Raw genomic sequence first — 23,192 nt, forward strand, 5'->3', positions numbered from 1 at the left:
GATCCGGGGCGGTGACCTGCGCATGCCCGGCCGGCCGCCCCGGGTCCGGGAAGGGCGCGTTCACTCCTCGGCGGACTGCGTTACAGCTTTGGCCGCTTCCGGCCCCTGCTCGAGCAGCACGCGGAATCCGTCCTCGTCCAGCACCGGAACGCCCAGCTTGACCGCTTTGTCGTATTTGGACCCCGGATTGTCGCCGACGATCACGAAGTCCGTCTTCTTGGAGACCGAGCCGGTCACCTTGCCGCCCAGCGTCTGCACCGCCTCGGTGGCCGAGTCCCGGCTGTAGTGCTCCAGCGACCCGGTGACCACCACCGTGACGCCCTCCAGCGGACGCGGCCCGCCGGCCCCCTCGTCGGCCATCCGGACCCCGGCCGCCCGCCACTTGTCGACGATCTCGCGGTGCCAGTCCACCTCGAACCAGGCCTTGATGGAGGCGGCGATGGTCGGCCCGACCCCGTCGACGGCGGCCAGTTCCTCCTCGGTGGCCGCCATGATCGCGTCCATCGAGCCGAACTCGCGGGCCAGGCTCTGCGCCGCCTTGGGCCCCACGTGCCGGATCGACAGCGCCACCAGCACCCGCCACAGCGGCTGCTTCTTGGCCTTCTCCAGCTCGGCGAACAGGATCTCGACGGTCTTCTTGGGCTTGCCCTCCTTGTTGGCGAAGAAGGACACCACCTTCTGCTCGCCGGTCTTGTCGTCGATCTTGGGCAGCCCGGTGCGCTGGTCGCGCACCACGCTCCTGATCGGCAGCAGCTGGTCCACGGTCAGGTGGAACAGGTCGCCCTCGTTGCGCACCGGCGGGGTGGCCGGCTCCAGCGGCTGGGTCAGCGCGGTCGCCGCCACATAGCCCAGCGCCTCGATGTCCAGGGCGTTCCGGCTGGCCACGAAGTACAGCCGCTCGCGGAGCTGGGCCGGGCAGAACTGGGCGTTGGGACACCGGATGTCGACGTCCCCCTCCTTCTCGTACGCCAGCTTCGTCCCGCACTCCGGGCAGGTCTCGGGCATCTGGAACTCGCGCTCGCTACCGTCGCGCAGCCCGGTCACCGGGGCGACGATCTCGGGGATGACGTCGCCGGCCTTGCGCAGCACCACGGTGTCGCCGATCATCACGCCCTTGCGCTTGACCTCGGACGCGTTGTGCAGCGTCGCGTACGCCACCGTCGACCCGGCCACCTGGATCGGCTCCATCACCCCGTAGGGGGTGACCCGGCCGGTGCGCCCGACGCCGACCTTGATGTCCAGGAGCTTGGTGTTGACCTCCTCGGGCGGGTACTTGAACGCGATCGCCCAGCGCGGCGCCCGCAGCGTGGAGCCCAGCCGGCGCTGCAGCGGGAGCTGGTCGACCTTGACCACCACGCCGTCGATCTCGTACGCGGGCTCGTGCCGGTGCTCGCCGTAGTGGGCGATGTACTCGCGCACCCCGTCCAGGTCCTCGACCACCCGGTACAGCTCGCTGACCGGCAGCCCCCACCCGCGCATCAGCTCGTACGCCTCGGCCTGGCTGCGCGGCTGCTCGCGGCCCTCCCAGACGCCGAACCCGTGCACCAGCATGCTCAGCGGGCGCTGGGCGGTGATCCGCGGGTCCTTCTGCCGCAGCGACCCGGCGGCGGCGTTGCGCGGGTTGGCGAACGGCTCCCGCCCCAGGTCGGCCATGGCGGCGTTGATCCGCTCGAACGCCTCCACGGTCAGGAACACCTCGCCGCGGACCTCCAGCAGGCTCGGCCAGCCCTCGCCGGACAGCCGGTCGGGGATCACGTCGATGGTGCGGATGTTGTTGGTGACGTCCTCGCCGGTGCGCCCGTCGCCCCGGGTCGCCCCGCGCACCAGCCGGCCGTCCCGGTAGACCAGCGCGACCGCCAGCCCGTCGATCTTGAGCTCGCACAGGTAGGAGGCGCCCTCGCCGACCTCCTTGACCACCCGGTCGCCCCAGGCCAGCAGTTCCTCGTCGGCCATCGCGTTGTCGAGGCTCTGCATCCGCTCCAGATGCTCGACCGGGGTGAACTCGGTGGTGATCGGCGCGCCGACCTTCTGCGTCGGCGAGTCCGGGGTCACCAGGGCCGGATGCCGCTCCTCGATCTCGCGCAGCTCGCGCATCATCCGGTCGTACTCGGCGTCGCTCAGCGTCGGCCGGTCGAGCACGTAGTAGCGGTAGTTGGCCTCGTCGATCTCCCGGCTCAGCTCCGCGTGCCGCTGGGCCGCCTCGACCGGAACCCCGGAATCACTCAAGCTCATGGCCCCATTGTCGCGTGCGCCACCGACAAAACCGCCGACCCCGGCCGCGGCGGCGCACCGCGCCGGAGCCGGCCCGGCGCGGTGCTCACCGGGGCGCACGGACACCCCCGGGAGGACCGGTGATCACACCGGTGATTTCACCGATGCGCACGAAAAGACCGCTCGGTCATCGTTGGCGCGTTCCATCCCACCCTTCGAGGAGGCTTCATGCGCCGGATGATCGGCATCCTCACGGCCCTGGTCGCGGCCCTCACGGCGTTCGCGATCGCGCCGGCGGCCCACGCCGCGCCCACCAGGCCCGTGATCTTCGTGCACGGCTACACGGGCAGCGCGTCCAACTGGGTGACCGCCATGTCGGTGTTCCGGCTCAACGGCTACGGCAGCAACCAGCTGTTCGCCTACGAGTACAACTCCTACGGCGACAACGTCCAGAACGCCCGCGGCCTGGCCAACTACGTCAACCAGGTCAAGGCGCAGACCGGGGCCTCCCAGGTCGACATCGTCAACCACTCCATGGGCGGGCTGGTCAGCCTCTACTACCTGAAGGTCCTGAACGGGCACCCCAACGTCGGCCGGCTGGCCTCGATCGCCGGGGCCAACCACGGCACCACCTACGCGGGCGCCTGCCTGATCTACACGACCTGCCAGCAGATGTACCCGGGCTCGTCGTTCATCGCCCAGATCACCTCCGGCGACGAGACCCCCGGCAACACCCGGTACGCCACCTGGTACTCGCCCTGCGACGGCATCATCATCCCCTACACCAGCACCCGGCTCGAGGGCGCGACCAACAACTACGAGGTCTGCACCACCCACCTCGGGTTCCTGACCGACACCGGGGTGCTCGGCGAGATCGCCGACTTCACCAGCTCCTGACCTGCTCTTCCGGGGAGCGCCCGCCGGGTCGGACGGCCCGCACACCGCTGCGATCGCCCGACCTGGTGCCCGAGCGCCCGTACCGCCGCGCGGTACGGGCGCTTCGGCGTCTACTCGGGAGCCTCGTGCAGGGTGCGCGCCACCTCGCGGCAGCGCTTGAGGGCGGCGCGCACGTACGCCGGGGACGCCCCCGCCAGCCCGCAGGCCGGGGTGACCACCACCTGCTCGCCGAGCCGTCCCTCCGGGAACCCCAGCCGCCGCCACAGCTCGCGCACCGGCGCGGCGGTCGCCTGCAACGACGGCAGCGCGGTGTCCGTCCCCGGCAGGACGCCCAGGAACAGGGCGATCCCGGCGTCGATGGTCTCCCCGATCGGATCGTCGTCCCGGTCCGGCACCAGGCTCAGATCGATCGAGATCCCCTTGGCCCCCGCCCCGCGCAGCAGCGCGTACGGCACGTCACGGGCGCAGCAGTGCACCAGCGGCCACGCCCCGGCGGCCTCGACGACCCGGCGCAGGCCGTCCTCGGCGACCGGCCCCTCCACGGCGGGCAGCCGGGAGAAGCCGCTGGCCGTCGGGACCGACCCGGCCAGCACGGCGGGCAGCCCCGGCTCGTCGAGCTGCAGCAGGATCTCCGCCCCCGGAACGCGCCGCCGCACCTCGGCGACGTGCCGGGCCACCCCCTCGGCGAGGGAGGCGACCAGGTCGCGGACCGCGCCGGGGTCCTTCAGCGTCCGGTCGCCGTGCGGCAGCTCGACGGCGGCGGCCAGCGTCCACGGGCCGCAGACCTGGATCTTCAGCGGCCCCTCGTAGGTGCCCGCCAGCTCCTCCAGGACGTCCAGGTCGTGCGCCATGCGATCGTGCGCGCGCCGCACGTCCCGGCCGGGCCGGCCGGTGAGCCGCCACCCGGACGGCTGCAGCTCCACCGGCAGGTCCACCAGCAGCCCCGCGGTGCGGCCGACCATGTCCGCGCCGGGACCCCGGTCGGGCAGCTCCGGCAGGTGCGGCAGGCCGGGCAGCTCGCCGAGCACCACCCGCAGCGCCTCCGCCGGGTCCTGCCCGGGGTGGGAGCCGACGCCGGTCGCGGTGCCCGGCGACCACGGATACCTCGCGTTCTCGGCCACGTCCCCAGCCTAGGAGACGATCAGCCCGGCGATCTTGTCCAGCCTGGCCAGCGTGGCGTCGGCGGGCTCGGTCGGCAGCCCGAACAGCACCCGGTCCACCCCGGCGGCCCGGCACTCCTCGATCGCCTCGGGCTTGGGCGGCGTGCCGAACATCGTCACCTGCACCCGGCGGCCCGCGCGTTCGCGCAGCTCGGCGATCTGGGCGGCCAGGTCCTCGGTGCCGCGCCCGTAGATCGGCATCCAGCCGTCGCCGAACCCGATCACCCGGTCGAACGTGGTCGGGCCCGAGCCGCCCACCATGATCGGCGGGTGCGGGTCCTGCACCGGCTTGGGCCAGCAGAACACCGGGTCGAAGTCCACGAACTCGCCGTGGAACTCGGCCTCGTCCTCGGTCCACAGCGCCTTGACCGCCAGCACCCGTTCGCGCAGCAGCCGCATCCGGGTGCGCGGGTCGGTGCCGTGGTTGCGCATCTCCTCGCGGTTCCAGCCGGCGCCGACGCCCAGGATCGCCCGGCCGTTCGACACCCGGTCCAGGGAGGCGACCTCCTTGGCCAGGATGATCGGGTCGCGCTGGATCACCAGGGCGATGCCGGTGCCGACCTGCAGCCGTTCGGTGACCACCGCCGCGGCGGTCAGCGCCACGAACGGGTCGAACGTGCGGTAGTACATCCGCGGCAGCTCGGCGCCGCCCGGCCAGGGCGACTCGCGGCGCACCGGGATGTGGGTGTGCTCGGCCACGAACAGCGCGGCGAACCCGCGCTCCTCCAGGGCGCGGCCGAGCCGCGCCGGGTCGATGCCCTCGTCGGTGATGAAGGTGGAGACTCCGAAGTCCATGCGCAGACGGTACCGCCGGTGATCTCAGACCGGGACCCGCGAGGTCTCCCCGATGGTGGCCGACCCCAGCACCCGGTCCCCGTCGTACAGGACGGCGGCCTGGCCCTTGGCGACCCCCCGCGCCGGGGAGTGCAGGCGGATCCGCAGCCCGTCGCCGTCCGGCTCGGCGGTGCAGTCGTAGACCTCGCCGTGCGCGCGCAACTGGACCTGGCACTCCAGCGGGCCGTCCGGCCGCGGGGACAGCCACACCGGCCGTTCCCCCACGATCTCGTGCACGTCCAGGGCCTCGCGCGGGCCGACCGTCACGGTGTTGGTCACCGGGGAGATGTCCAGCACGTAGCGGGGCTTGCCGTCCGGCGCCGGGCGGCCGATGCGCAGGCCCCGGCGCTGGCCGACGGTGTAGGCGTACGCGCCCTGGTGCTCGCCGACGACCTCGCCGGAGACGTCCACGATCGGGCCGGGGGCGGTGCCGAGCCGTTCGGCCAGGAACGCGCGGGTGTCGCCGTCGGCGATGAAGCAGATGTCGTGGCTGTCGGGCTTGTCGGCGACCTGCAGCCCGCGGCGCTCGGCCTCGCGGCGGATCTCCGCCTTGGTGGTGTCGCCGAGCGGGAACATCGCGTGCTCCAGCTGCTCGGGGGTGCACACGGCCAGCACGTACGACTGGTCCTTGGCCTCGTCCACCCCGCGCCGCAGCACGCCGCCCTCCAGCCGGGCGTAGTGGCCGGTGCAGACCGCGTCGAAGCCCAGCGCCAGCGCCTTGTCCAGCAGCGCGGCGAACTTGATCTTCTCGTTGCAGCGCAGGCAGGGGTTGGGGGTGCGGCCGGCGGCGTACTCGTCGACGAAGTCCTGCACCACGTCCCGGTCGAACCGCTCGGCCAGGTCCCACACGTAGAACGGGATGCCGATCACGTCGGCGGCGCGGCGGGCGTCCCGGGAGTCCTCCAGGGTGCAACAGCCCCGCGCCCCGGTCCGGTACGACCTGGGGTTGCTGGACAGGGCCATGTGGACGCCGGTCACGTCGTGGCCGGCCTCGACCGCACGGGCGGCGGCCACCGCTGAGTCGACACCGCCCGACATGGCGGCGAGTACGCGCAGAGTCATGACCGTTCCAGGCTACGCGCCCGCGAAGCCCGCCCGCGCCGGGCCTTCCGACACGACCCCGCCTTACCTGCGCCCCTGTCACCGGAGGGCAATACGATTGATCCCCTATGGGACTCTTCCGCCGACCGCGCGACACGTCACATCCGGCACCGGCCCCAGCGATCGTCGAGTTCTGGGACTGGTGGGCCCAGGCGCGAGCGGACATCGAGACCGCGCTCGCCGAGGGGCTGTCGGCCGAGATGGTCGAAGAACTGTCGCTGCGGGTGCACAGGATCCACCCTGGCCTGCAGTGGGAGATCGGCCGGCCGGACGACGGCGCCCCGTCGCTGACCGTCAGCGGCGGCGGTGACGCGGAGCTGCGCGGGCTGGCCGAACGCTGGGTGCGGGCCGCGCCTCCCGACACCGGGGGCTGGGCGCTGCACGCCGCCCGCCAGCCCGACCCGGAGATGCTGGGGCAGCGGCTGGTGCTGGGCGACCACGAGTTCGACCTGGAGTACGTGCGGCTGGGCATGCGGGTGGACCACGGGCGGGCGCGCATCCACATCGCCGCCTACCACCCGGACTTCCTGTTCGTGGCCGAGGACGTCCGCGAGCAGGTCGCCGAGCACGTGCTGATCTGGGCGCTGGGCGAGGACGACGTGGCCCGCTGGGTCGGCGACGTCACCGTCGCCACCGAGCAGCCGGTGGACTCGCTGCCGCCGAGCATGCTGCCGGCGGTGGTGTCGCAGGTGTCCGAGCCGTTCCGGGAGCCGACCTGGCTGTCGGGCGAGGGCCGCACCCCGCGCGGGCACCCGGCCCGGCTGGGCGCCCGGTTCCCGCTGCACCGCCAGGACCACCCGCTGTGCGACCTGCACGTGGCGGTGTCGGTGCCGTACGCGCACAGCAACCCCGACCGGCTGCCGGTGGAGCCGTCCGCCTCGGCGCTGCGGGAGTTCGAGCGCAAGCTGGACGACCTGGGGCCGGACGCGGTGCTGGCGGTGCGGGAGACCGGTGACGGGCTGCGGGTGTTCCACCTGTACGCCGACCCCGACTCCGGGGTGCTGGCCCGTCTCGACCAGCTGGCCGCGGGCTGGCCGGAGGGCAAGGCCAAGGTGGTCTCCGCTCCCGACCCGGGCTGGCGGGCGCTGGCCCCCTACCGGCCCTAGCGGCGGGTCGTCTCGACCTTGCGCCACCGGGCCTCGCAGAACGTGTAGGCGCCGAACACCACCAGGCCGAGCGCCACGGCGACCAGCGCCCACGGCCCGGCGGGGGTGCGGGCGAACTCCCGCAGCGTGCCGTCCAGGCCCTTGGCCTTGCCGGGGTCGAACGTGACGGCCGCGTGGGCGAGGAAGATCCCGGCGGTGCCGAAGACCAGCCCGCGCGCGCTGCGCCCGACGACGCCGAGCCAGGTCACGACGGTGCGGGTGCGCGGGCTCATCCGCCAGGTGTCGAGCTTGTCGAGGAATGTGCGGCGGGCGGCGTTCACGATGTTGCCGACGCCCCAGCCGACGAGGCCGAGCCCGACCGCCAGCACCAGCCACCGGCCGCCCGGCTGCTCCATGGCCCGGGCGGTCCACTCCTTGGACTGGTCGTCGCTGGAGGACGCCCCCCGGCCGAGCACGAACGCCAGGATCGCCAGGCAGGCGACGGTGTAGAACACGCCGCGGGCCAGCGAGGCCAGCCGCTTGGTCGCCTTGCGGCCGCCGGGGAGGGGCTGGCCGTAGGCGCTCTCGGCGTACCGCCACAGCGCCAGCCCGGCGAACCCGACGACCAGCAGCCACAGCAGGAAGGTGCCGCCGGGCCGGGCCGCCACCGTCTCCAACGCGCCGTTCTTGTCGGCCTCCGCGCCGCCGTCGCCCAGCCCGATCTGCACCGCGAGCGCGCCGATCAGCAGGTAGATGACGCCCTTGGAGGCCAGTCCGGTACGGCTGAGCCGATGGAAGAGGGGATGCCCGGCCGCCTGCCGGCCCGCCCGTCTCGCCTCGCCGTCCGCCGTTCCGACCGTCGCCATCGTCGCCTCCTCGTCGTGAACGGCCACGCTGTGCCCGTTCAAGAGAAGGTCAAACGAGGGGCCGGCCCCGGAAGAGACGGGTCAGGTCAGGCCGGCGCGGCGGGCGCGTTCGACGACCGGGCCGATGGCCTCGGCGAGGGCGTCCACGTCGGCCTCGGTGGAGGTGTGGCCGAGGCTGAAGCGCAGCGAGCCGCGGGCGCGTTCGGTGCTCGCGCCCATCGCCAGCAGGACGTGGCTGGGCTGGGCGACGCCCGCCGAGCAGGCCGAGCCGGTCGAGCACTCGATGCCGCGGGCGTCCAGCAGCATCAGCAGCGCGTCGCCCTCGCAGCCGGGGAACGACAGGTGGGCGTTGCCGGGCAGCCGGTGCACCGGGTCGCCGTTCAGCACGGCGTCGGGGACGGCGGCCCTGACCCGGGCGATCAGCATGTCGCGCAGCCCGGTGAGGCGGCGGGCCTCCTCGTCGCGGCGGGCGCGGGCGACCTGCACCGCGGCGGCCAGCCCGGCGATGGCGGGGGTGTCGAGGGTGCCGGAGCGCACGTCGCGTTCCTGGCCGCCGCCGTGCAGCACCGGGACCGGGTCGGTGCCCTTGGCCAGCAGCAGCGCGCCCACCCCGAGCGGACCGCCGAGCTTGTGCCCCGACAGGGTGAGGGCCTGCACGCCGGAGGCGGCGAACGCGACCGGGAGCTGCCCGGCGGCCTGCACCGCGTCGGTGTGGAACGGGATGCCGTGCTCGCGGGCCAGCGCGGCCAGCTCGGCGACCGGCTGGACGGTGCCCACCTCGTTGTTGGCCCACATCACGGTGATCAGCGCGATGTCGGCGCCGCCGCGCGGGCCGATCATCTCCTTGAGCACGGCGGGCTCCACCCGGCCGGTGCCGTCCACCGGGATCCACTCCACCCGGGCGCCCTCGTGGTCGGCCAGCCACTGCACCGCGTCCATCACCGCGTGGTGCTCGACGGCGCTGGCCAGCACCCGGGTACGGGCCGGATCGGCGGCCCGGCGCGCCCAGTAGATGCCCTTGACGGCCAGGTTGTCGGCCTCGGTGCCGCCCCCGGTGAAGATCACCTCACTGGGACGGGCGTCGAACGCCTCGGCGATGATCTCGCGGGACTCCTCCACCACCCGGCGGGCGCGGCGGCCGACGGCGTGCAGCGAGGAGGGGTTGCCGAGCCTGCCCAGCTCCGCGGTCATCGCCTCGACGGCCTCCGGCAGCATGGGGGTGGTCGCGGCATGGTCGAGGTAGGTCACCACACGTCCACAGTAGCCGCGCCCCGCGGCCGCACGACCGCACGGTCACCCCGGCCCGCCCACACGCCCGTCCCCGCGGTTCCCCGCCGTTTGCACTGTACCGTCCGGACGGTACAGTAGAAGCACCATGAAACGTGCCGCCCTCCTCGACGCCGCCGAGGCCGTGCTCTTCGAGCACGGCACCGCCGCGCTCACGCTGTCCGCCGTGGCGCAGCGCGCCGGCGTCAGCAAGGGCGGCCTGCTGTACCACTTCCCCACCAAGGAAGCCCTGATCAGGGCGATGGTCTCGCGGGTCATCGAGGAGTTCGACGCCCTGGTGGAGAGCCTGGACGACGGCTCCCCCGGCTCCTACACCCGCGCCTACGTACGGGCGACGTTCCACGTCCTGGGCGGCGCCGACGGCGGCCGGACCCGCCGACGCTGGTCGGCCATCACCGCCTCCGCCACCGACCCGGAGCTGATCGCCCCGCTCCGCCAGGCGATGGCCCGCTGGCACCACGTCGACCCGGCCCGCGAGCCCGACCCCGTCACCGCCATGGTCGTCCGCCTGGCCGCCGAGGGCCTGTGGGAAGTGATCAGCCACGCCCCCGACGTCTACGACGAACGGGAATGGCAGGCCCTCGAACACCGCCTGCTGGCCATGGCCGCCCCCACCCAGGACACCCCGCCGAACCCGGCCGAGGCACCCCCGAACCCCGACCCGGGCGACCCGCCGAACCCGGCCGGAACACCCCACCGAACCTGACCAGAACGCCCCCACGCGCTGACCGGAGCGGACCATCCCCGTCAGCGCACCCCAAGCCCTGACCGGCCCCCGGCCACCCCGCAAACCCAGACCAGGACCACCAACCTGATCAGGAGGAGCCCCGACCCTGGCCAGGACGCCCCGACCCCTGCCAGGACGGACCCATCCTTGATCAGCACAATCCAGGCCCTGACCAGGACGAACCACCGAACCTGACCAGGACCGACCACCAATCCGACCAGGGTGACCCACCCCTCACCCCCAACGCTCCACCCCCTCAGCAACCCCCGACCCGCAAGGCGCCGCCGAACGGCAGCCCTCCGGCATCCGCATGCCGAACGGCAGCAGGAACCGGAGATCGCCGCCGGGGTCTGGGGGCGGAGCCCCCAGAACTTCCACAACAACCACGGACAGACCCCACACAGGTGAACCGCCGCGGAGCTCCAGCGGAGCGGCGGTTCACCTGAGCGGTCCGGGCACCGCAGCCGTCCCGTCCGGAGCGAGCCGCCAGGCGAGCGCAGGACGGGACGGCGAGGATGCCCGGACCGCCGCGGGGGGCGTGGGGGGTCGTCCCCCCACAAGCAACCAGAAAGGAGCAGAAGTGCTGTTTCGGGCTCGGGCCGGGGCGTTCTCGACGTTCGCCCTCGGTGGCCTGCTGTGCGGCGTGTGGGTGTCCCGCATGCCGGCCCTGACCGGCAAGTTCGACATCGGCCCGGGGGCCGCCGGGACGGTGTTGCTGGTCTGGGGCGTGGCCGCGCTGGTGGCGATGCAGGGGCTGCGCGGGGTGATCGCCCGGGCCGGGAGCCGGGCGGTGCTGCGGGTGGCGGCGCCGCTGTCGGCGGCGACCGCGGCGCTGGTGGCGCTGGCCCCGGACTACCGGCTGCTGCTGGCGGCGGTGGCGGCGTTCGGCATGGCCTTCGGGGTCATGGACGTGGCGATGAACGCGCAGGCCAGCGTGGTGGAACGGGCGTACCGGCGGCCGCTGATGAGCGGGATGCACGCCGGCTGGTGCGTGGGCGCGATGTCCGGCGGGCTGTTCGGGGCGCTGACGGCGTACGCGGGGCTGTCGTTCACCCAGACCGTCCTGGGGGCGGCGCTGGTCGCCGGTCCGGCCGCGCTGGTGCTGGGGCGGACCTACCTGGACGACGACGCCCGGCCGGCCGCGCGCAGGACCGGCGGGCGGGTGCGGCTGCCGGTCGCGGTGTACGTGATCGGGGCGCTGGCGTTCATGGCGTTCATGACCGAGGGCGCGGTGGCCGACTGGAGCGGGCTGCTGCTGCACGAGGAGCTGCACACGGCCGAGTGGGTGGCGGCGCTGGGCTACCCGCTGTTCGAGGCGGCGATGCTGGCGGGCCGTCTGGTCGGCGACCGGGTGCGGACGCTGCTGGGGACCCGCCGGCTGCTGGTGGCCGCGAGCCTGGCCACGGCGGCCGGGGCCGGGGTGGTGCTCGGCGCCCCCGTGGTGCCGGTGGCGCTGGCGGGTTTCGTGCTCACCGGGCTTGCGGTCTGCACGATCGTGCCCACGCTGATCTCGCTGGCGGGCACCGCCGCACCGGGCCGCTCGGACGCCTCGGTGGCCCAGGTCAGCGCGATGGGGTACGGCGGGCTGCTGGTCGGACCGGTGCTGATCGGCTGGCTGGCCGAGGCGACCTCGCTGCGCGCCGGGCTGGGCCTGATGGTGCTGTTCGCACTGCTGGTCGCCGCGGGCTCGGCGGTACTGCCGATCGGCACGACCACCGACCTGGCCGGCGCCTACACCCCGGCGGAGGCCCACGACGCGACCGACGAGGAACGCGCCCTGGCCGCCTGACCACCCCGGACACGCAACCGCCCCGTCCGAAGCGGACTCCCCAGGCAAGTGCAGAACGAACCGGCAAGGATGTTCGGACCACCTGCGGGGACGTGAGGGGTCCCCCGCAAGCGCTCCGTCCGGAGTAAGCCCCCGGCGAGCACAGAACGAAACCGGAGATCGTGGCCGGGGTCTGGGGCGGAGCCCCCAGAACTTCCACAGCAAGGTGGGAGGGCACCACAGGTGAACCGCCGCGGAGCGCTAGCGGAGCGGCGGTTCACCTGAGCGGTCGCGCCACCGCAGCCGACCCCGCTGGAGCGAGCCGCCAGGCGAGCGCAGGCGGGGGCGGCGAGGATGGCGCGATCCGCCCGCGGGGGGCGTGGGGGGCCGTCCCCCCACAAGCGACCGTCCCCCCACAAGCAGCACGCCCCGTATCGGGCCCAGGTCGGCGGCGACGGCCCGCAGGACCCGCAGGATCGGGCGTCTGATCGGGGGGCCGCCGCCGGGGCCGTAGCGGTCACGTTCGAACTCGGCCGCCACCTCGGCGACCCGGGGCCCGATCCTGGCCAGCCGGGCGTGCAGCTGGCTCAGGGTGGTGCCGGGCCGGACGGGGTCGCCGTCGGCGCGGGCGAGGCGTTCCAGCAGGCGGTCGGCGCGTTCGCGGGCGGAGCGGGCCGCGCCCGGGCCGCCCCGCTGGACGGTGAGCAGCAGCGCGGCGACCAGCACCAGGGCCAGCACCGCGCCGGGCAGCAGCGCGGCCCGGCCCTCGCGGTCGGCGGAGGCCGGCGGGGCGAACGGGTCGAGGGAGGGGTCCACGACGGCGTCGGCGGCGGCGGGCGTCGGGTTGAACGGCACCCAGCCGACCCCGGAGAAGTAGACCTCGATCCACGCGTGGGCGTCGGCGTCGCGCACCACGTACCGGCCGTCCTCGTCCACACCGGTGGCGAATCCGACGACGACCCGGGTGGGCACGCCCGCCAGCCGCAGCAGCAGGGCGGCGGCGCCCGCGAAGTGCTGGCAGTAGCCGGTGCGGGTGCGCAGCAGGAAGTCCAGGATCGGCAGGCGCGAGGTGCGCTCCACCTCGGTGTCGTAGCGGAATCCGCCGTCCCGGGTCAGGAACCGCTGGACCCGTTCGACCTTCTCGTACTGGTTGCGGGCGCCGGCCGTCACCGTGTCGGCGAGGTCGGCCACCTGGCCGTACCAGCCGTACCGGCTCCAGCGCCCGTAGTACTCGTCGGGCTCGTCGGACTCCTCGGAGGGGGTGCCGAACGAGCCCGGCCGGCGGCGCAGCCAGTCCCCGCCCCAGAAGTCGCGGATCCGGGTGTAGTCGTCGAGCCGGGGGTCGTCGTCCGGCGGCGGCGCGTTCCGCAGCACGGCGGGGTCGGCGGTGACCACCTGGCTGCGGACCCGGTACACGTCGCCGGACCCGGGCGTCGGGGTGACCCGCCAGGCCTCCCCGGCGCCGGGGCTGACCCGGCCGCCGGCCTGGAGGCTGACGATGCGGCCGGGCGCGACGACCATGTCGTTGCGCAGGCCCCGGACGGTCACCTCCGCGTCGACCGTCCGGGCGGCCGGCTGGGGCAGTTCCTCGCGCAGGAACCCGCCGCCGACCTCCCAGCCGCGCCAGCCGAACCGTTCCAGCACCTGCATCCGCCACAGCGCCGGCTGCGAGGAGGAGATCTCCAGCATGGTCGCGCCGGTCCGGCGGCCGTACAGCGGGCCGTAGGTCTGGGTGGTGTCCAGGGTGGTGAACTGGGGCTCCCGGTCGATCATGTCGTCGACGGCGAACCACTGCACGCGCGGCCCGGCGGTGTGCGCCACGGTCCCCGCGACCACCGCGACGGCCAGGCCGAGCGCCACCGTCGCTCGGGCGGCGGCGGACCGGAGCGGCGCGAACCACAGCGCGACCGCCAGCACCACCGCGGCGCCCTGCCAGGACACCTGGTCGGTCTGCCGGACCGTCACCGCGATCGCCCACGGCAGCGTCACCAGGACCAGCGCCGCCGTCTGCCGGACCGGGGAGCGCGGCGCGGTGACCGCCACCCCGGCCGCCGCCAGCCACACCAGCCCGGTCAGCATCAGCCACACCGCCGCGGGCCACGGGTCGCCCTCGGCGCGGCCGGGGCCGAGGGTGGCCAGCCGGTCGAGCCCGTCGGACAGCGCCAGCACCGTGTCCGGCCAGTCGCCCGGCCACAGCGCCCCCGGCGGCGCGCCCCCGGCCAGGATCGCGACCGGCGGCCAGCCCAGCACCAGCAGCCCGACCAGGCGGGTGACGGCACGGCCCCAGACCACGATCGCGGCGGCGGCGGCCGCGGCCACGCAGGCCCACAGCACGGCCCCGCCGAGCAGCGCCGACCAGGCCCCCATCGCCGCCGCGGCCGCCACCAGCAGCCCGGCGGCGCGGATCACCACCGCCGTTCCCTTCCGTCGTGGGACGACCCCCCGGCACCCCCCTGGAGGCCCGCCGCGGGCGGACCGGCGGGCACCGGGACGACGCCCGGTGGCAGGGGCAGCGGCTCCGGGCCCGGCGGCTGACCGGCCGGGAGGCGGATGACGGTGGCGTCGGGGCCGGCGGCGGGTGCGGGACCGCCCGCCTGCAGCGTCGCCAGCCTGCGGTGCAGCGCCCGCCAGGAGCCCTCGTCGACGACGGCGGCCGGAGCGGCGTCACCCGGCAGCAGCACCGCGCAGCCGCCGTCGCGGGACAGCCGCTGCACGTGCCCGGCGGCGACCCGGGCGACCCAGTCGACCTCGCGCGGGTCGGTCAGCCCGGAGGTGTCGACCGCCACCAGCGGCAGCCCGGTCGGCGGCGGGCCCAGCCGCCGTTCGTGCAGGCCCCGGCCGCGGGCCAGGGACAGCCAGTGGATCCGGCTGACCGGCGTGCCCGGTACGTAGGGGCGCAGCCCGTCCGGCTCGGTCTCCTCGGCGGCCCGGCCGCGGGCCGGCGGGGCGTGCGCGCCGCCCTCCGGCAGCGGCAGCACCAGCACCTCCTCCGGCGACCCGACCCGGACGGTCCGCCGGAACACCCCCAGGGCGTCGCCGATCCGCACCGCCGACGGCTCGACCCGGTACGCGCCGCGCCGTTCGACGGGCAGCTCCACCACACCGCCGCCCTCCTCCAGCTCCACCCACAGCCGCCGGGCGACCCGGACGTGCACGCGGACCGGCAGCCAGGCCGGCAGCGTCACGTCGAACCGCAGCCGCAGCGGCCGGTCCTCGGCGAACTCGCGTTCCAGCACCATCCGGTCGGCCGACAGCCGCACCCGGGCGGTCAGCACGGCCGCCGCCGCCCCGACCAACAGCAGCACCATCCCCACCGCCAGCGCGAACAGCGCCAGCGAGGGCAGCGCCCCGGCGGCGAACACCAGCGCCGCCGCGCACAGCAGCCAGGCCAGGGCTCTCATCGGGCCCGGACTCTGGCCAGCACGTCCTCGACGACCTCGGCCTGCGCGCCGGCCCCGCCCACCCCGGAGGGCTGGATGCGGTGGGTCAGCACCGGCCGGGCCACCGCCTGCACGTCGTCGGGGAGCACGAACTCCCGCCCGTTCAGCGCCGCCACCGCCCGTGCGGCGGCCAGCAGCAGCAGCCCGGAACGGGGGCTGGCGCCGACCGCGGCGAGCGGGTGGACGCGGGTGGCGGCCAGCAGGTCCACCACGTACCGCAGCAGCTCGTCGGAGGCGTGCACGGCGGCGACGGCCTGCTGGGCGGCCAGCAGCAGCGCCGGGTCGGCGACCGCGCTCACCGCCGGCTCCGGACCGGCCCGCAGCAGCGACATCTCCTGCTCGGGGGTGGGGTAGCCGAGCGAGACCACCGCCAGGAAGCGGTCGAGCTGGGCGGGCGGCAGCGGATAGGTGCCGTCGTATCCGGCGGTCGGGTTCTGGGTGGCGATCACGATGAACGGGGGCGGGATGGGCCGGCTCTCCCCGTCCACGGTGACCTGGCGCTCCTCCATCGCCTCCAGCAGCCCGGACTGGGTCTTGGGGGTGGCCCGGTTGATCTCGTCGACCAGCACCACGTTGGCGAACACCGGGCCGGGCCGGAACTCGAACGTCGCCGAGTCGGCCTGCCAGACGTTGGCGCCGATGATGTCGGCGGGCAGCAGGTCCACGGTGGCCTGCACCCGCGCGAACCGGCCGTCCAGGCTGCGCGCCAGGGTCCGGGCGAGCTGGGTCTTGCCGACCCCGGGATGGTCCTCCACCAGCAGGTGCCCGCCCGCCAGCACGGTCGCCAGCACCACGTCCAGCACCTCGGCGGGCATCCGCACCGCGCCGGCGATGTTGCCGCGCAGCCGGTCGCCGAGCTCGGCGACGTCGGTCACCGTGAGCGCGAGCTCCGCGCCGGGCGGGACCGGATGGGGCCGGGAGGCGGTGGTCAGCCTCCCCGGCGGAACCGACCGGGCCCGCCCGTTTCGATCGGCTATCGCGCTCATGTGCTCCCTCGGGTCCGCAGGCCGACACGCGCCACTGGATCAACGCGGGCGAAACGCCCGACTGTTCCAGGACCGTACCGAAAAGGTCTCGGTGACATAACGGAGTTACCCGTACGACACCCCCGTCAGTCTTGCGCATCGGGACGAAAGGGCGGTTAAAACCGGCGGCGGCCGGTGGCGGAACGTTCCGCCACCGGCCGCCGAGCGCGGGCCCGCCGGGCTACTTGCGCTTGTTGATCTCCTCGGTGAGCTGCGGGGCCACCTGGAACAGGTCGCCCACCACGCCGAAGTCGACCAGCTCGAAGATCGGCGCGTCCGGGTCCTTGTTGATCGCGACGATCGTCTTGGAGGTCTGCATGCCGGCCCGGTGCTGGATGGCGCCGGAGATGCCGACCGCGATGTACAGCTGCGGCGAGACCGTCTTGCCGGTCTGCCCGACCTGGAACTGGTGCGGGTACCAGCCGGCGTCGGTGGCGGCCCGGGAGGCGCCCACCGCACCGCCGAGCGAGTCGGCCAGATCCTCGATGATCTTGAAGTTCTCCGCGCCGCCGACCCCGCGGCCGCCGGAGACCACGATCGCGGCCTCGGTGAGGTCCGGGCGCTCGCCCTTCTCCTGCACCACCTTCTCGACGATCTTCGCCGACCTGGCGGCGTCCGACAGGGTCACCGACACCTGCTCCTCGGCCGCGGCGGCCGGGGCGGGCTCGGCGGCGATGGCGTTCGGGCGCACCGCCACGATCGGGGTGCCGCGCTTGACCTTGGCGTGCGCGATGATCGCGCCGCCGAAGATGGAGTGCTCGCCGACGAAGCCGTCGGCGACGTCCACCACGTCGGTCAGCACGCCGGAGTCCAGCTTGACCGCCAGCCGGCCGGCGATCTCCTTGCCCTCACCGGTGGCGGCCAGCAGCACGCCCGCGGGGGACTTGTCGGCCACCAGCTGGGCCAGCAGCTCCACCTTGGGGGCCACCACGTAGGAGGTCAGCTCCTCGTCGGCGGCGACGTAGACCTTGGCCGCGCCGTACTCGGCCAGCTTCTCCTTGGCGCCCTCGAAGCCGGGGCCCACCCACACCGCCGCGGGCTCGCCGAGGCGGCGGGCCGCCGTCAGCAGCTCCAGGGTGACCTTCTTGACCTCGCCGTCGACGTGGTCGACGAGGACGAGAACCTCTGCCATGTCCGTTGCTCCCCTTCCCCGCTTCTCAGACGAACTTCTTCGACGCGAGGAACTCGGCGATCTTCACGCCGCCATCGCCCTCGTCGGTGACGATCTGGCCCTTGGCGCGCGGCGGGGCCTCGGCGAAGTCGACGACCTCGCTGGCCGAGCCGGCCAGTCCGACCTTGTCGGCCTCGATCCCGGCGTCGGCCACGCCCAGGGTCTCCACCGGCTTCTTCTTGGCCGCCATGATCCCCTTGAACGAGGGGTAGCGCGGCTCGTTGATCTTCTCCACCACGCTGACCACGGCGGGCAGGGTCGCCTCGACCTTGTCGTAGCCGTAGTCGGTGATCCGCTGGACCTTGATGGCCGAGCCGTCGATCTCGACCTTGCTGGACAGCGTCAGCTGCGGCACGCCCAGCCGCTCGGCCAGCATGGCCGGCAGCATGCCGGTGCGCGCGTCGGTCGACTCCGAGCCGAGGATCACCAGGTCGAAGCCGATCCGGCCGAGGACCTGCTGGATCGCGTAGGAGGTGCCCAGCGCGTCGCTGCCGGCCAGCGCGTCGTCGACGAGGTGGACGGCCTTGTCGGCGCCCATCGCCAGCGCCTTGCGGATCGAGTCGGTGGCCTTGTCCGGGCCCATGGTCAGGACGGTCACCTCCCCACCATGCGCCTCCTTGAGGAGCAGCGCCTCCTCGATCGCGTACTCGTCGAGCTCGTTGATGACACCGTCGGCCGCGCCGCGGTCGAGCGTGTTGTCATCGGACTTCAACTTGCGCGGGCTCTCCGTGTCGGGAACCTGCTTCACGCAGACGACGATGTTCATGGCCGTCGACCGACCTCCCTGCACTCAATTGGCCGCCGTGAGCGGGCCGGGGGGCGCCGCCCGGGCGGGTCGACGCGGAGCTGATGCGCAACAGCCTGCCAAACACCCGAACCGGCTTCGGCTCCGGGTCCTGGTTTCGGACCGTGCACCACAAATGTTACCCGTGAGTAGCATACCGGCAAATCAGCGGGTGGTGGAGGGGGTTCGTCCCACCGCCCACCCGCCCGAACACCCGTGCCGCCCGGCCCGGCCGACGAGGACGCGGTGACGGAGATCACACCGCCAGGCCCTTGCGGGAGGCTAGGGCAGGGCGTTCTGCAACCGTTCGAGGGCCGCCACGAGCGTGTTCTGCAGGCCGTACACGGGGGCGAAGCTGGGCGTCAGCGAGACCGCCCCGACCACCGCGACGAACGCCAGCACCCCCAGCACGGTCCCGATCAGCACGATCCGGCCGGGCTCGGGGGCCAGCCGGGTGAACACCCGCTCGAGCTGACGGCGGGGCGCCCCGATCCCCGGGGCCGCCCACAGCGCCGCGACGCCCGCGCCCGTCCCCCACGCGCACGCCCACAGCGGCGGCGTCCGGACGTCCACCGTCGCCACCGCCACCAGCAGCACCGTCAGCGCCACGGCGACGGCCGCGGCGTACGGCAGCGTCAACGCGGTCCGCAGCAGCGCCCGCCCCGCGTCCACGGGGCCGGGCGACGCCGCGCCCCGGGCCGCCGCCGAGTCCCAGATCCGCAGCGCCAGCGCCCCGGCGACGGCCGCCGCCGCCCCCGCCGCCGGCACCATGATCGCCACCGCGGAGACCAGGACCACGGTCAGCACCGCCAGCAGCCGCGACCACGCCGGCCCCAGCTCGACCCGCGGGGCCGCCGGCGTCGGCGACGGACGGCCCGGCCGAGGCCCGGCCGGTGCCGGCGCACCGCCGGCGCCGGCGCGCACCGCGGCGGGCGCGACCGGCTCCTCCGGCGGGCCCAGGTCGGCGGCGGCGACCGCGTCGGCCAGCGCGCCCGCGGCGGGGCGGGCCGCCGGATCCGGCGCGAGCGCGGCCTCCAGCACCGGCCGCAGCGGCCCGGGCACGCCGTCCGGCGGCGCGCCCGCACCGGCCGGGGGCCGCCCGGTCGCGGCGAACACCACGGTCGCCGCCCACGCGTACACGTCGGAGGCGGCGGTGGCGACCCGGCCCGCCACGACCTCCGGGGCCTGGTAGTCGCGGTCCCCGACCCCGGCCGCGCCCGGCGCGGGCACCAGCCCGAAGTCGGCGACGACCGGCTCGCCCTGCCTGCCGCCCACCATCAGCACGGTCCCCGGCCGCAGGTCCCGGTGCACCGCGCCCGCCTCGTGGACCGCCGTCAGCGCCCTGGCCAGCCCCAGCGCCACCCGCCGCAGCGTGCCGCCGCGCAACGGCCCCTCCCCGGCCACCGTGGCCGCCAGCGAACGCCCCGGCACGTACCGGGTCACCACGTACGGCGGATCGGCGTACGCGTCGCCGTCCAGCACGTCGGCGGCGTGCGGGCTGAGCACCCCGCGCAGCACCGCGATCTCCTCCGCCAGCCTGCGCCGCCCGGCCTCGTCGGCGGCGAGCCCCGGCGGCAGCTCGCGGATGGCCACGTCCCGCCCGGCCGGGTCGGTGCCCCGGTGGACCACGCCCATGCGGTCCGCGCCGATCCGGGTCAGCGCGCGGTACGGGCCGATCCGTCCGATGAGTTCTCCCGATTGCTGGTTCATGGACTTCCGTACGAGGATTCCGACAGGCCCCGACCCTACCGGCCGGCGCCCGGCCGGTCTCCCCGATCAGGACCGGACGGCCCCGGCGCGGCCTACCACGGCCACAGGCCGCCGATGCCGCGGATGTCGTCGCGCAGGTCGTCCAGCCGCAGCCCCAGCGTCTGGAACGGATAGGTGTCCGGGGTCTCCCCGTACGACAGCGCGATCAGCACGACCGCGAACAGCCCCACCGCCAGCGCCACCGGCGCCGCCGCCTCGCGGCGCGGCACCACCGCCCCCCAGATCCGGACGAGCTGGCGGCGCGGCGCGCCGCTGCCCGGAGCCAGGGTGAGCAGCCCGATCACGCCCATCGCCGCGACCGCCAGGCTGCGGGTGGCGCTGAGATCCGGCGAGGCCACCAGCACCACCAGCAGCACGACGAACGCGACGGCCAGCGCCGCCGCCGACAGCAGGGCGGTCGCCATGGCCGCGCCGGGCAGGGCCAGCGGCGAGCGGAGCGCCGCCCCGACCGCGTCGCCGGACCGGGGGCCGCGCAGCGTCCGCCGCGACTCCATCTTCTTGGCGGCGCGGTCGCCCATCCGCAGCAGCAGCGTGCCGCCGATCGTCACCAGCACCGCCATCACCGGCACCAGCCAGGCGAACCCCAGCAGCGCGGCCAGCACGGCGAAGCTCAGGAACCGGTACCACCCGTACGGCTTGCGCGCCTCGTCGGCAGCGGTCGCCCCGGCCGGGGCCGCCGGGGCGACCGGAGGGCGTTCGGCGGTCGGCCGGCGCGCCGGGGGGGCGTACGGGTCGTAGGGAGGCGGCGCGGGAGCCTGCGGCTGGGGCTGCGGCTGCGGCTCCCGGCGCCGGCGGCGCGGCTCGGTCGCGGGCGGAGGGTACGGGGCGGCCTCGTACGACCGGTCGTACGGGCCGGGGGCCGGCGGCGGACCGGGCGGCGGGGCCGCGGGCGGCAGCAGGCCCATGAAGTCCCTGGGCTGCGCCGGAGCCGGGGCGGGATCGGGCGGCGGGACCGGCTGCGGCGCGGTCCGGCCGTGCGGCGCGGGCATGGAGAACTCGCCGACCTGGTCGAACCGCCGGGTCGGCGGGGGCTCCTCCACCGGGGGCGGTTCGGGGGACAGGGCGGCCCGGAAGGAGTCCACCCGGGTCTGGTCGGTGATGGTGGCCTCGAAGTGGATCCGCCGGGCCAGTTGCACCAGCGACACCGCGGTCGGCCGTTCCGCCGGGTTGCGCGCCATCGCCGCGCGGATCAGCGGCATCAGCGCCTCGGGCACCCCGTCCAGGTCCGGCTGCCCCTGCATGATCCGGTAGAAGATCGACTCGAACGAGCCGGAGCCGAACGGCGGCCGGCCGGTCGCCGCGAACGCCACCGTGGCCGCCCAGGCGTGCACGTCCGACGGCGGCCCGGCGTCCTCGCCCTCGATGATCTCCGGGGCCAGATAGCCGGGCGTGCCGATCACCATGCCGGTGGCGGTCAGCCTCGTCGCGTCGGCGGCCTGCGCGATCCCGAAGTCGATCACGATCGGCTCGCCGTCCAGCAGCATCACGTTGCCGGGCTTGAGGTCGCGGTGGATGATCCCGGCGCCGTGGATCGCCGACAGCGCCGAGGCCAGCCCCACCGCCAGCCGCTGCAGCGCCGGGCCGTACAGCGGGCCGCCGTCGGGGTCCTCGACGACCTCCTCCAGCGTGCGGCCCGGGACGTACTGGGTGACGATGTACGGCCGCGCCGCGGTGACGTCGGCGTCCAGGATCTCGGCGACGTGCGGGCTGTGCACCCGTCGCATCGAGTCCACCTCGCGGGCCAGCCGGCGCACCGCCGTGGCGTCCCCGGCCACCCCCGGACGCAGCACCTTGATGGCCACCTGGCGGCCCTGCGCGTCCTCGGCCAGGTGGACGACTCCCATCCCGCCCTCGCCCAACGTGCGGATGAGGCGGTAGTGGCCGATGCGGTCCTCGGACGTGACAACCCCCTTCATCGCTGCCGCCACCCTATCCTCGCCCGTCCGGACCGGAAGGGTTCCAATGCCGGAAGGCGTGGGATGACGGCGACGCCCCTGTACGCGCCCTCCCGGCCACCTTCACACCGGTTTGGACGCCGGCGGAGGGGCCGTGGTTCCCGGCGCGGGTCCGGGGGGCCGTCCCGAAGAACAGCCGGGGGTCAGCCGCGCCGGGCGGCCAGGCGGGCCCGCCGCTCCGCACGCCGGGTCTCGAACCTGGTCGCGGCCTGGTCGAGCTGCTCGAGGAACTCCCCCAGCTCCTCGCGGGCCCGCTCGCCCTCCGGGGTCAGCCCGCCCATCTCGAAGACCCGCCACTTGCGCAGCACCGGCATCAGCACGTCGTCGTGGTGCAGCCGCAGGTCGTAGATGCCGGCGTTGGCGATGGCCACCGACTTGCGCAGGAACCCGTCGATGGTGTGGCCGGGCATCTCGAACGCCTTGACCACGTCGGTGACCGCCCGCATCGTCTGGTCCGGGTCCACCTCGAACGCCGCGGCCAGCAGGTTCCGGTAGAAGATCATGTGCAGGTTCTCGTCCTTGGCGACCCGCGCCATCAGCTGCTCGCAGACCGCGTCGCCGGACGCCCGGCCGGTGTTGCGGTGCGACACCCGCGTCGCCAGCTCCTGGAACGACACGTACGCCACCCCGCGCAGCAGGTCCTCGCCGTGGGTGGCCTCGTAGCCGCCCTCCATGTGCCGCATCCGGGCCCGTTCCAGCTCCACCGGGTCGATCGCCCGGGTCACCGTCAGGTAGTCGCGGATGACGATGCTGTGCCGGTTCTCCTCGGCGGTCCACCGGTTGACCCAGGTGCCCCACGCGCCCTCGCGGCCGAACACCCGGGCGATGGCGTGGTGGTAGCCGGGCAGGTTGTCCTCGGTCAGCAGGTTGACCAGCAGCGCCTCGCGGGACTCGGGGCTGACCGTGGAGTCCTCGGGGCTCCAGCCGTCGCCGCCCAGCGGCCCGTCGAAGTCGCGGCCCCGGCTCCACGGCACGTACTGGTGCGGGAACCACTCGTCGGCCGTGGACAGGTGCCGGTCCAGCTCCTTGGCCACCACCGGCTCGAGTTCCATCAGCAGTGCGAGCTGGGACTTGTCAACGGACGTCGAGGGCATGGAGGCTTCCTTCGGGC

The 23,192-nt window shown here is 74.6% G+C and carries 18 protein-coding genes; 4 read left to right on the forward strand and 14 right to left on the reverse strand.

The window, feature by feature from the left end; all coding sequences use genetic code 11:
- Positions 1–60 precede the first annotated feature (60 nt).
- Positions 61–2,232 (reverse strand): NAD-dependent DNA ligase LigA, encoded by a 2,172-nt coding sequence (ligA, locus tag HNR21_RS31005; protein WP_182707943.1) that lies wholly within the window; start codon positions 2,230–2,232, stop codon positions 61–63.
- 207 nt (positions 2,233–2,439) lie between these two features.
- Here ligA and HNR21_RS31010 point away from each other — a divergent pair, with 207 nt between their 5' ends.
- A complete protein-coding gene (locus HNR21_RS31010) occupies positions 2,440–3,108 on the forward strand; it encodes an esterase/lipase family protein (protein WP_182707944.1) in 669 nt (222 codons plus the stop codon).
- Between the two features lie 110 nt (positions 3,109–3,218).
- Here the strand turns inward: HNR21_RS31010 and HNR21_RS31015 are convergent, their stop codons facing one another.
- The 3 genes from HNR21_RS31015 to mnmA are packed head-to-tail and all read right to left on the reverse strand — an operon-like array spanning position 3,219 to position 6,164.
- Complete coding sequence (locus HNR21_RS31015; protein WP_182707945.1) at positions 3,219–4,229, reverse strand: methionine synthase; 1,011 nt, start codon at positions 4,227–4,229, stop codon at positions 3,219–3,221.
- Positions 4,230–4,238: 9 nt separating this feature from the next.
- The gene (locus tag HNR21_RS31020) at positions 4,239–5,063 is read right to left on the reverse strand and encodes an LLM class F420-dependent oxidoreductase (RefSeq protein WP_182707946.1); all 825 of its coding nucleotides are present in this window, start codon (positions 5,061–5,063) and stop codon (positions 4,239–4,241) included.
- Between the two features lie 24 nt (positions 5,064–5,087).
- Positions 5,088–6,164 (reverse strand): tRNA 2-thiouridine(34) synthase MnmA, encoded by a 1,077-nt coding sequence (gene mnmA / locus HNR21_RS31025; RefSeq protein WP_182707947.1) that lies wholly within the window; start codon positions 6,162–6,164, stop codon positions 5,088–5,090.
- 107 nt (positions 6,165–6,271) lie between these two features.
- Between mnmA and HNR21_RS31030 the strand changes: the two genes are divergently transcribed.
- On the forward strand, positions 6,272–7,309 hold the full coding sequence (locus HNR21_RS31030; RefSeq protein WP_182707948.1) for a DUF695 domain-containing protein: 1,038 nt from the start codon (positions 6,272–6,274) through the stop codon (positions 7,307–7,309).
- On the opposite strand, the gene HNR21_RS31035 is transcribed toward HNR21_RS31030, so the two are convergent.
- Both HNR21_RS31035 and HNR21_RS31040 read right to left on the reverse strand, forming a co-directional pair.
- Positions 7,306–8,154: a DUF1206 domain-containing protein gene (locus tag HNR21_RS31035; RefSeq protein ID WP_182707949.1), complete on the reverse strand. Its 849-nt coding sequence runs from the start codon at positions 8,152–8,154 to the stop codon at positions 7,306–7,308. The genes HNR21_RS31030 and HNR21_RS31035 overlap by 4 nt on opposite strands.
- Before the next feature lie 81 nt (positions 8,155–8,235).
- Complete coding sequence (locus HNR21_RS31040; RefSeq protein WP_182708924.1) at positions 8,236–9,402, reverse strand: cysteine desulfurase family protein; 1,167 nt, start codon at positions 9,400–9,402, stop codon at positions 8,236–8,238.
- 127 nt (positions 9,403–9,529) lie between these two features.
- Here HNR21_RS31040 and HNR21_RS31045 point away from each other — a divergent pair, with 127 nt between their 5' ends.
- Positions 9,530–10,147, forward strand: coding sequence for a TetR/AcrR family transcriptional regulator (locus HNR21_RS31045; protein ID WP_119729158.1), 618 nt, complete (start codon positions 9,530–9,532; stop codon positions 10,145–10,147).
- Between the two features lie 601 nt (positions 10,148–10,748).
- The gene (locus HNR21_RS31050; RefSeq protein ID WP_182707950.1) at positions 10,749–11,957 is read left to right on the forward strand and encodes an MFS transporter; all 1,209 of its coding nucleotides are present in this window, start codon (positions 10,749–10,751) and stop codon (positions 11,955–11,957) included.
- 240 nt (positions 11,958–12,197) lie between these two features.
- Here HNR21_RS31050 and HNR21_RS36475 read toward each other — a convergent pair whose 3' ends face one another.
- The 8 genes from HNR21_RS36475 to HNR21_RS31090 all read right to left on the reverse strand — a co-directional run bounded on the left by HNR21_RS36475 (position 12,198) and on the right by HNR21_RS31090 (position 23,175).
- Positions 12,198–14,348 carry a transglutaminase-like domain-containing protein gene (locus tag HNR21_RS36475; protein WP_182707951.1) on the reverse strand — a complete coding sequence of 717 codons (2,151 nt, stop codon included), beginning with the start codon at positions 14,346–14,348 and terminating at the stop codon, positions 12,198–12,200.
- The gene (locus tag HNR21_RS31060; RefSeq protein WP_182707952.1) at positions 14,342–15,337 is read right to left on the reverse strand and encodes a DUF58 domain-containing protein; all 996 of its coding nucleotides are present in this window, start codon (positions 15,335–15,337) and stop codon (positions 14,342–14,344) included. Before HNR21_RS31060 ends, HNR21_RS36475 begins: the two co-directional genes overlap by 7 nt.
- Entirely contained in the window at positions 15,334–16,362 is a 1,029-nt protein-coding gene (locus HNR21_RS31065; RefSeq protein WP_119729154.1) for an AAA family ATPase, read from the reverse strand. Before HNR21_RS31065 ends, HNR21_RS31060 begins: the two co-directional genes overlap by 4 nt.
- Positions 16,363–16,582: 220 nt before the next feature.
- Positions 16,583–17,533: an electron transfer flavoprotein subunit alpha/FixB family protein gene (locus HNR21_RS31070; protein ID WP_119729153.1), complete on the reverse strand. Its 951-nt coding sequence runs from the start codon at positions 17,531–17,533 to the stop codon at positions 16,583–16,585.
- Positions 17,534–17,558: 25 nt separating this feature from the next.
- Positions 17,559–18,338 carry an electron transfer flavoprotein subunit beta/FixA family protein gene (locus HNR21_RS31075; RefSeq protein WP_119729152.1) on the reverse strand — a complete coding sequence of 260 codons (780 nt, stop codon included), beginning with the start codon at positions 18,336–18,338 and terminating at the stop codon, positions 17,559–17,561.
- Between the two features lie 300 nt (positions 18,339–18,638).
- Complete coding sequence (locus tag HNR21_RS36205) at positions 18,639–20,066, reverse strand: protein kinase domain-containing protein (RefSeq protein ID WP_182707953.1); 1,428 nt, start codon at positions 20,064–20,066, stop codon at positions 18,639–18,641.
- A 92-nt stretch (positions 20,067–20,158) separates the two neighbouring features.
- Positions 20,159–22,042: a serine/threonine-protein kinase gene (locus tag HNR21_RS36210; RefSeq protein WP_182707954.1), complete on the reverse strand. Its 1,884-nt coding sequence runs from the start codon at positions 22,040–22,042 to the stop codon at positions 20,159–20,161.
- Between the two features lie 182 nt (positions 22,043–22,224).
- Entirely contained in the window at positions 22,225–23,175 is a 951-nt protein-coding gene (locus HNR21_RS31090; protein WP_182707955.1) for an acyl-ACP desaturase, read from the reverse strand.
- Positions 23,176–23,192: the final 17 nt, after the last annotated feature.

It is taken from the genome of Thermomonospora cellulosilytica (genome assembly GCF_014138835.1).
GTDB classification, from domain to species: domain Bacteria; phylum Actinomycetota; class Actinomycetes; order Streptosporangiales; family Streptosporangiaceae; genus Thermomonospora; species Thermomonospora amylolytica.

Bases quoted from the DNA above. Each gene is read 5' to 3' on its own strand.
- ligA (WP_182707943.1), bottom strand. From the start codon at position 2,232: ATGAGCTTGAGTGATTCCGGGGTTCCGGTCGAGGCGGCCCAGCGGCAC.
- HNR21_RS31010 (WP_182707944.1), top strand. From the start codon at position 2,440: ATGCGCCGGATGATCGGCATCCTCACGGCCCTGGTCGCGGCCCTCACG.
- HNR21_RS31020 (WP_182707946.1), bottom strand. From the start codon at position 5,063: ATGGACTTCGGAGTCTCCACCTTCATCACCGACGAGGGCATCGACCCG.
- mnmA (WP_182707947.1), bottom strand. From the start codon at position 6,164: ATGACTCTGCGCGTACTCGCCGCCATGTCGGGCGGTGTCGACTCAGCG.
- HNR21_RS31030 (WP_182707948.1), top strand. From the start codon at position 6,272: ATGGGACTCTTCCGCCGACCGCGCGACACGTCACATCCGGCACCGGCC.
- HNR21_RS31035 (WP_182707949.1), bottom strand. From the start codon at position 8,154: ATGGCGACGGTCGGAACGGCGGACGGCGAGGCGAGACGGGCGGGCCGG.
- HNR21_RS31045 (WP_119729158.1), top strand. From the start codon at position 9,530: ATGAAACGTGCCGCCCTCCTCGACGCCGCCGAGGCCGTGCTCTTCGAG.
- HNR21_RS31060 (WP_182707952.1), bottom strand. From the start codon at position 15,337: ATGAGAGCCCTGGCCTGGCTGCTGTGCGCGGCGGCGCTGGTGTTCGCC.
- HNR21_RS31065 (WP_119729154.1), bottom strand. From the start codon at position 16,362: ATGAGCGCGATAGCCGATCGAAACGGGCGGGCCCGGTCGGTTCCGCCG.
- HNR21_RS31070 (WP_119729153.1), bottom strand. From the start codon at position 17,533: ATGGCAGAGGTTCTCGTCCTCGTCGACCACGTCGACGGCGAGGTCAAG.
- HNR21_RS31075 (WP_119729152.1), bottom strand. From the start codon at position 18,338: ATGAACATCGTCGTCTGCGTGAAGCAGGTTCCCGACACGGAGAGCCCG.
- HNR21_RS36205 (WP_182707953.1), bottom strand. From the start codon at position 20,066: ATGAACCAGCAATCGGGAGAACTCATCGGACGGATCGGCCCGTACCGC.
- HNR21_RS36210 (WP_182707954.1), bottom strand. From the start codon at position 22,042: ATGAAGGGGGTTGTCACGTCCGAGGACCGCATCGGCCACTACCGCCTC.
- HNR21_RS31090 (WP_182707955.1), bottom strand. From the start codon at position 23,175: ATGCCCTCGACGTCCGTTGACAAGTCCCAGCTCGCACTGCTGATGGAA.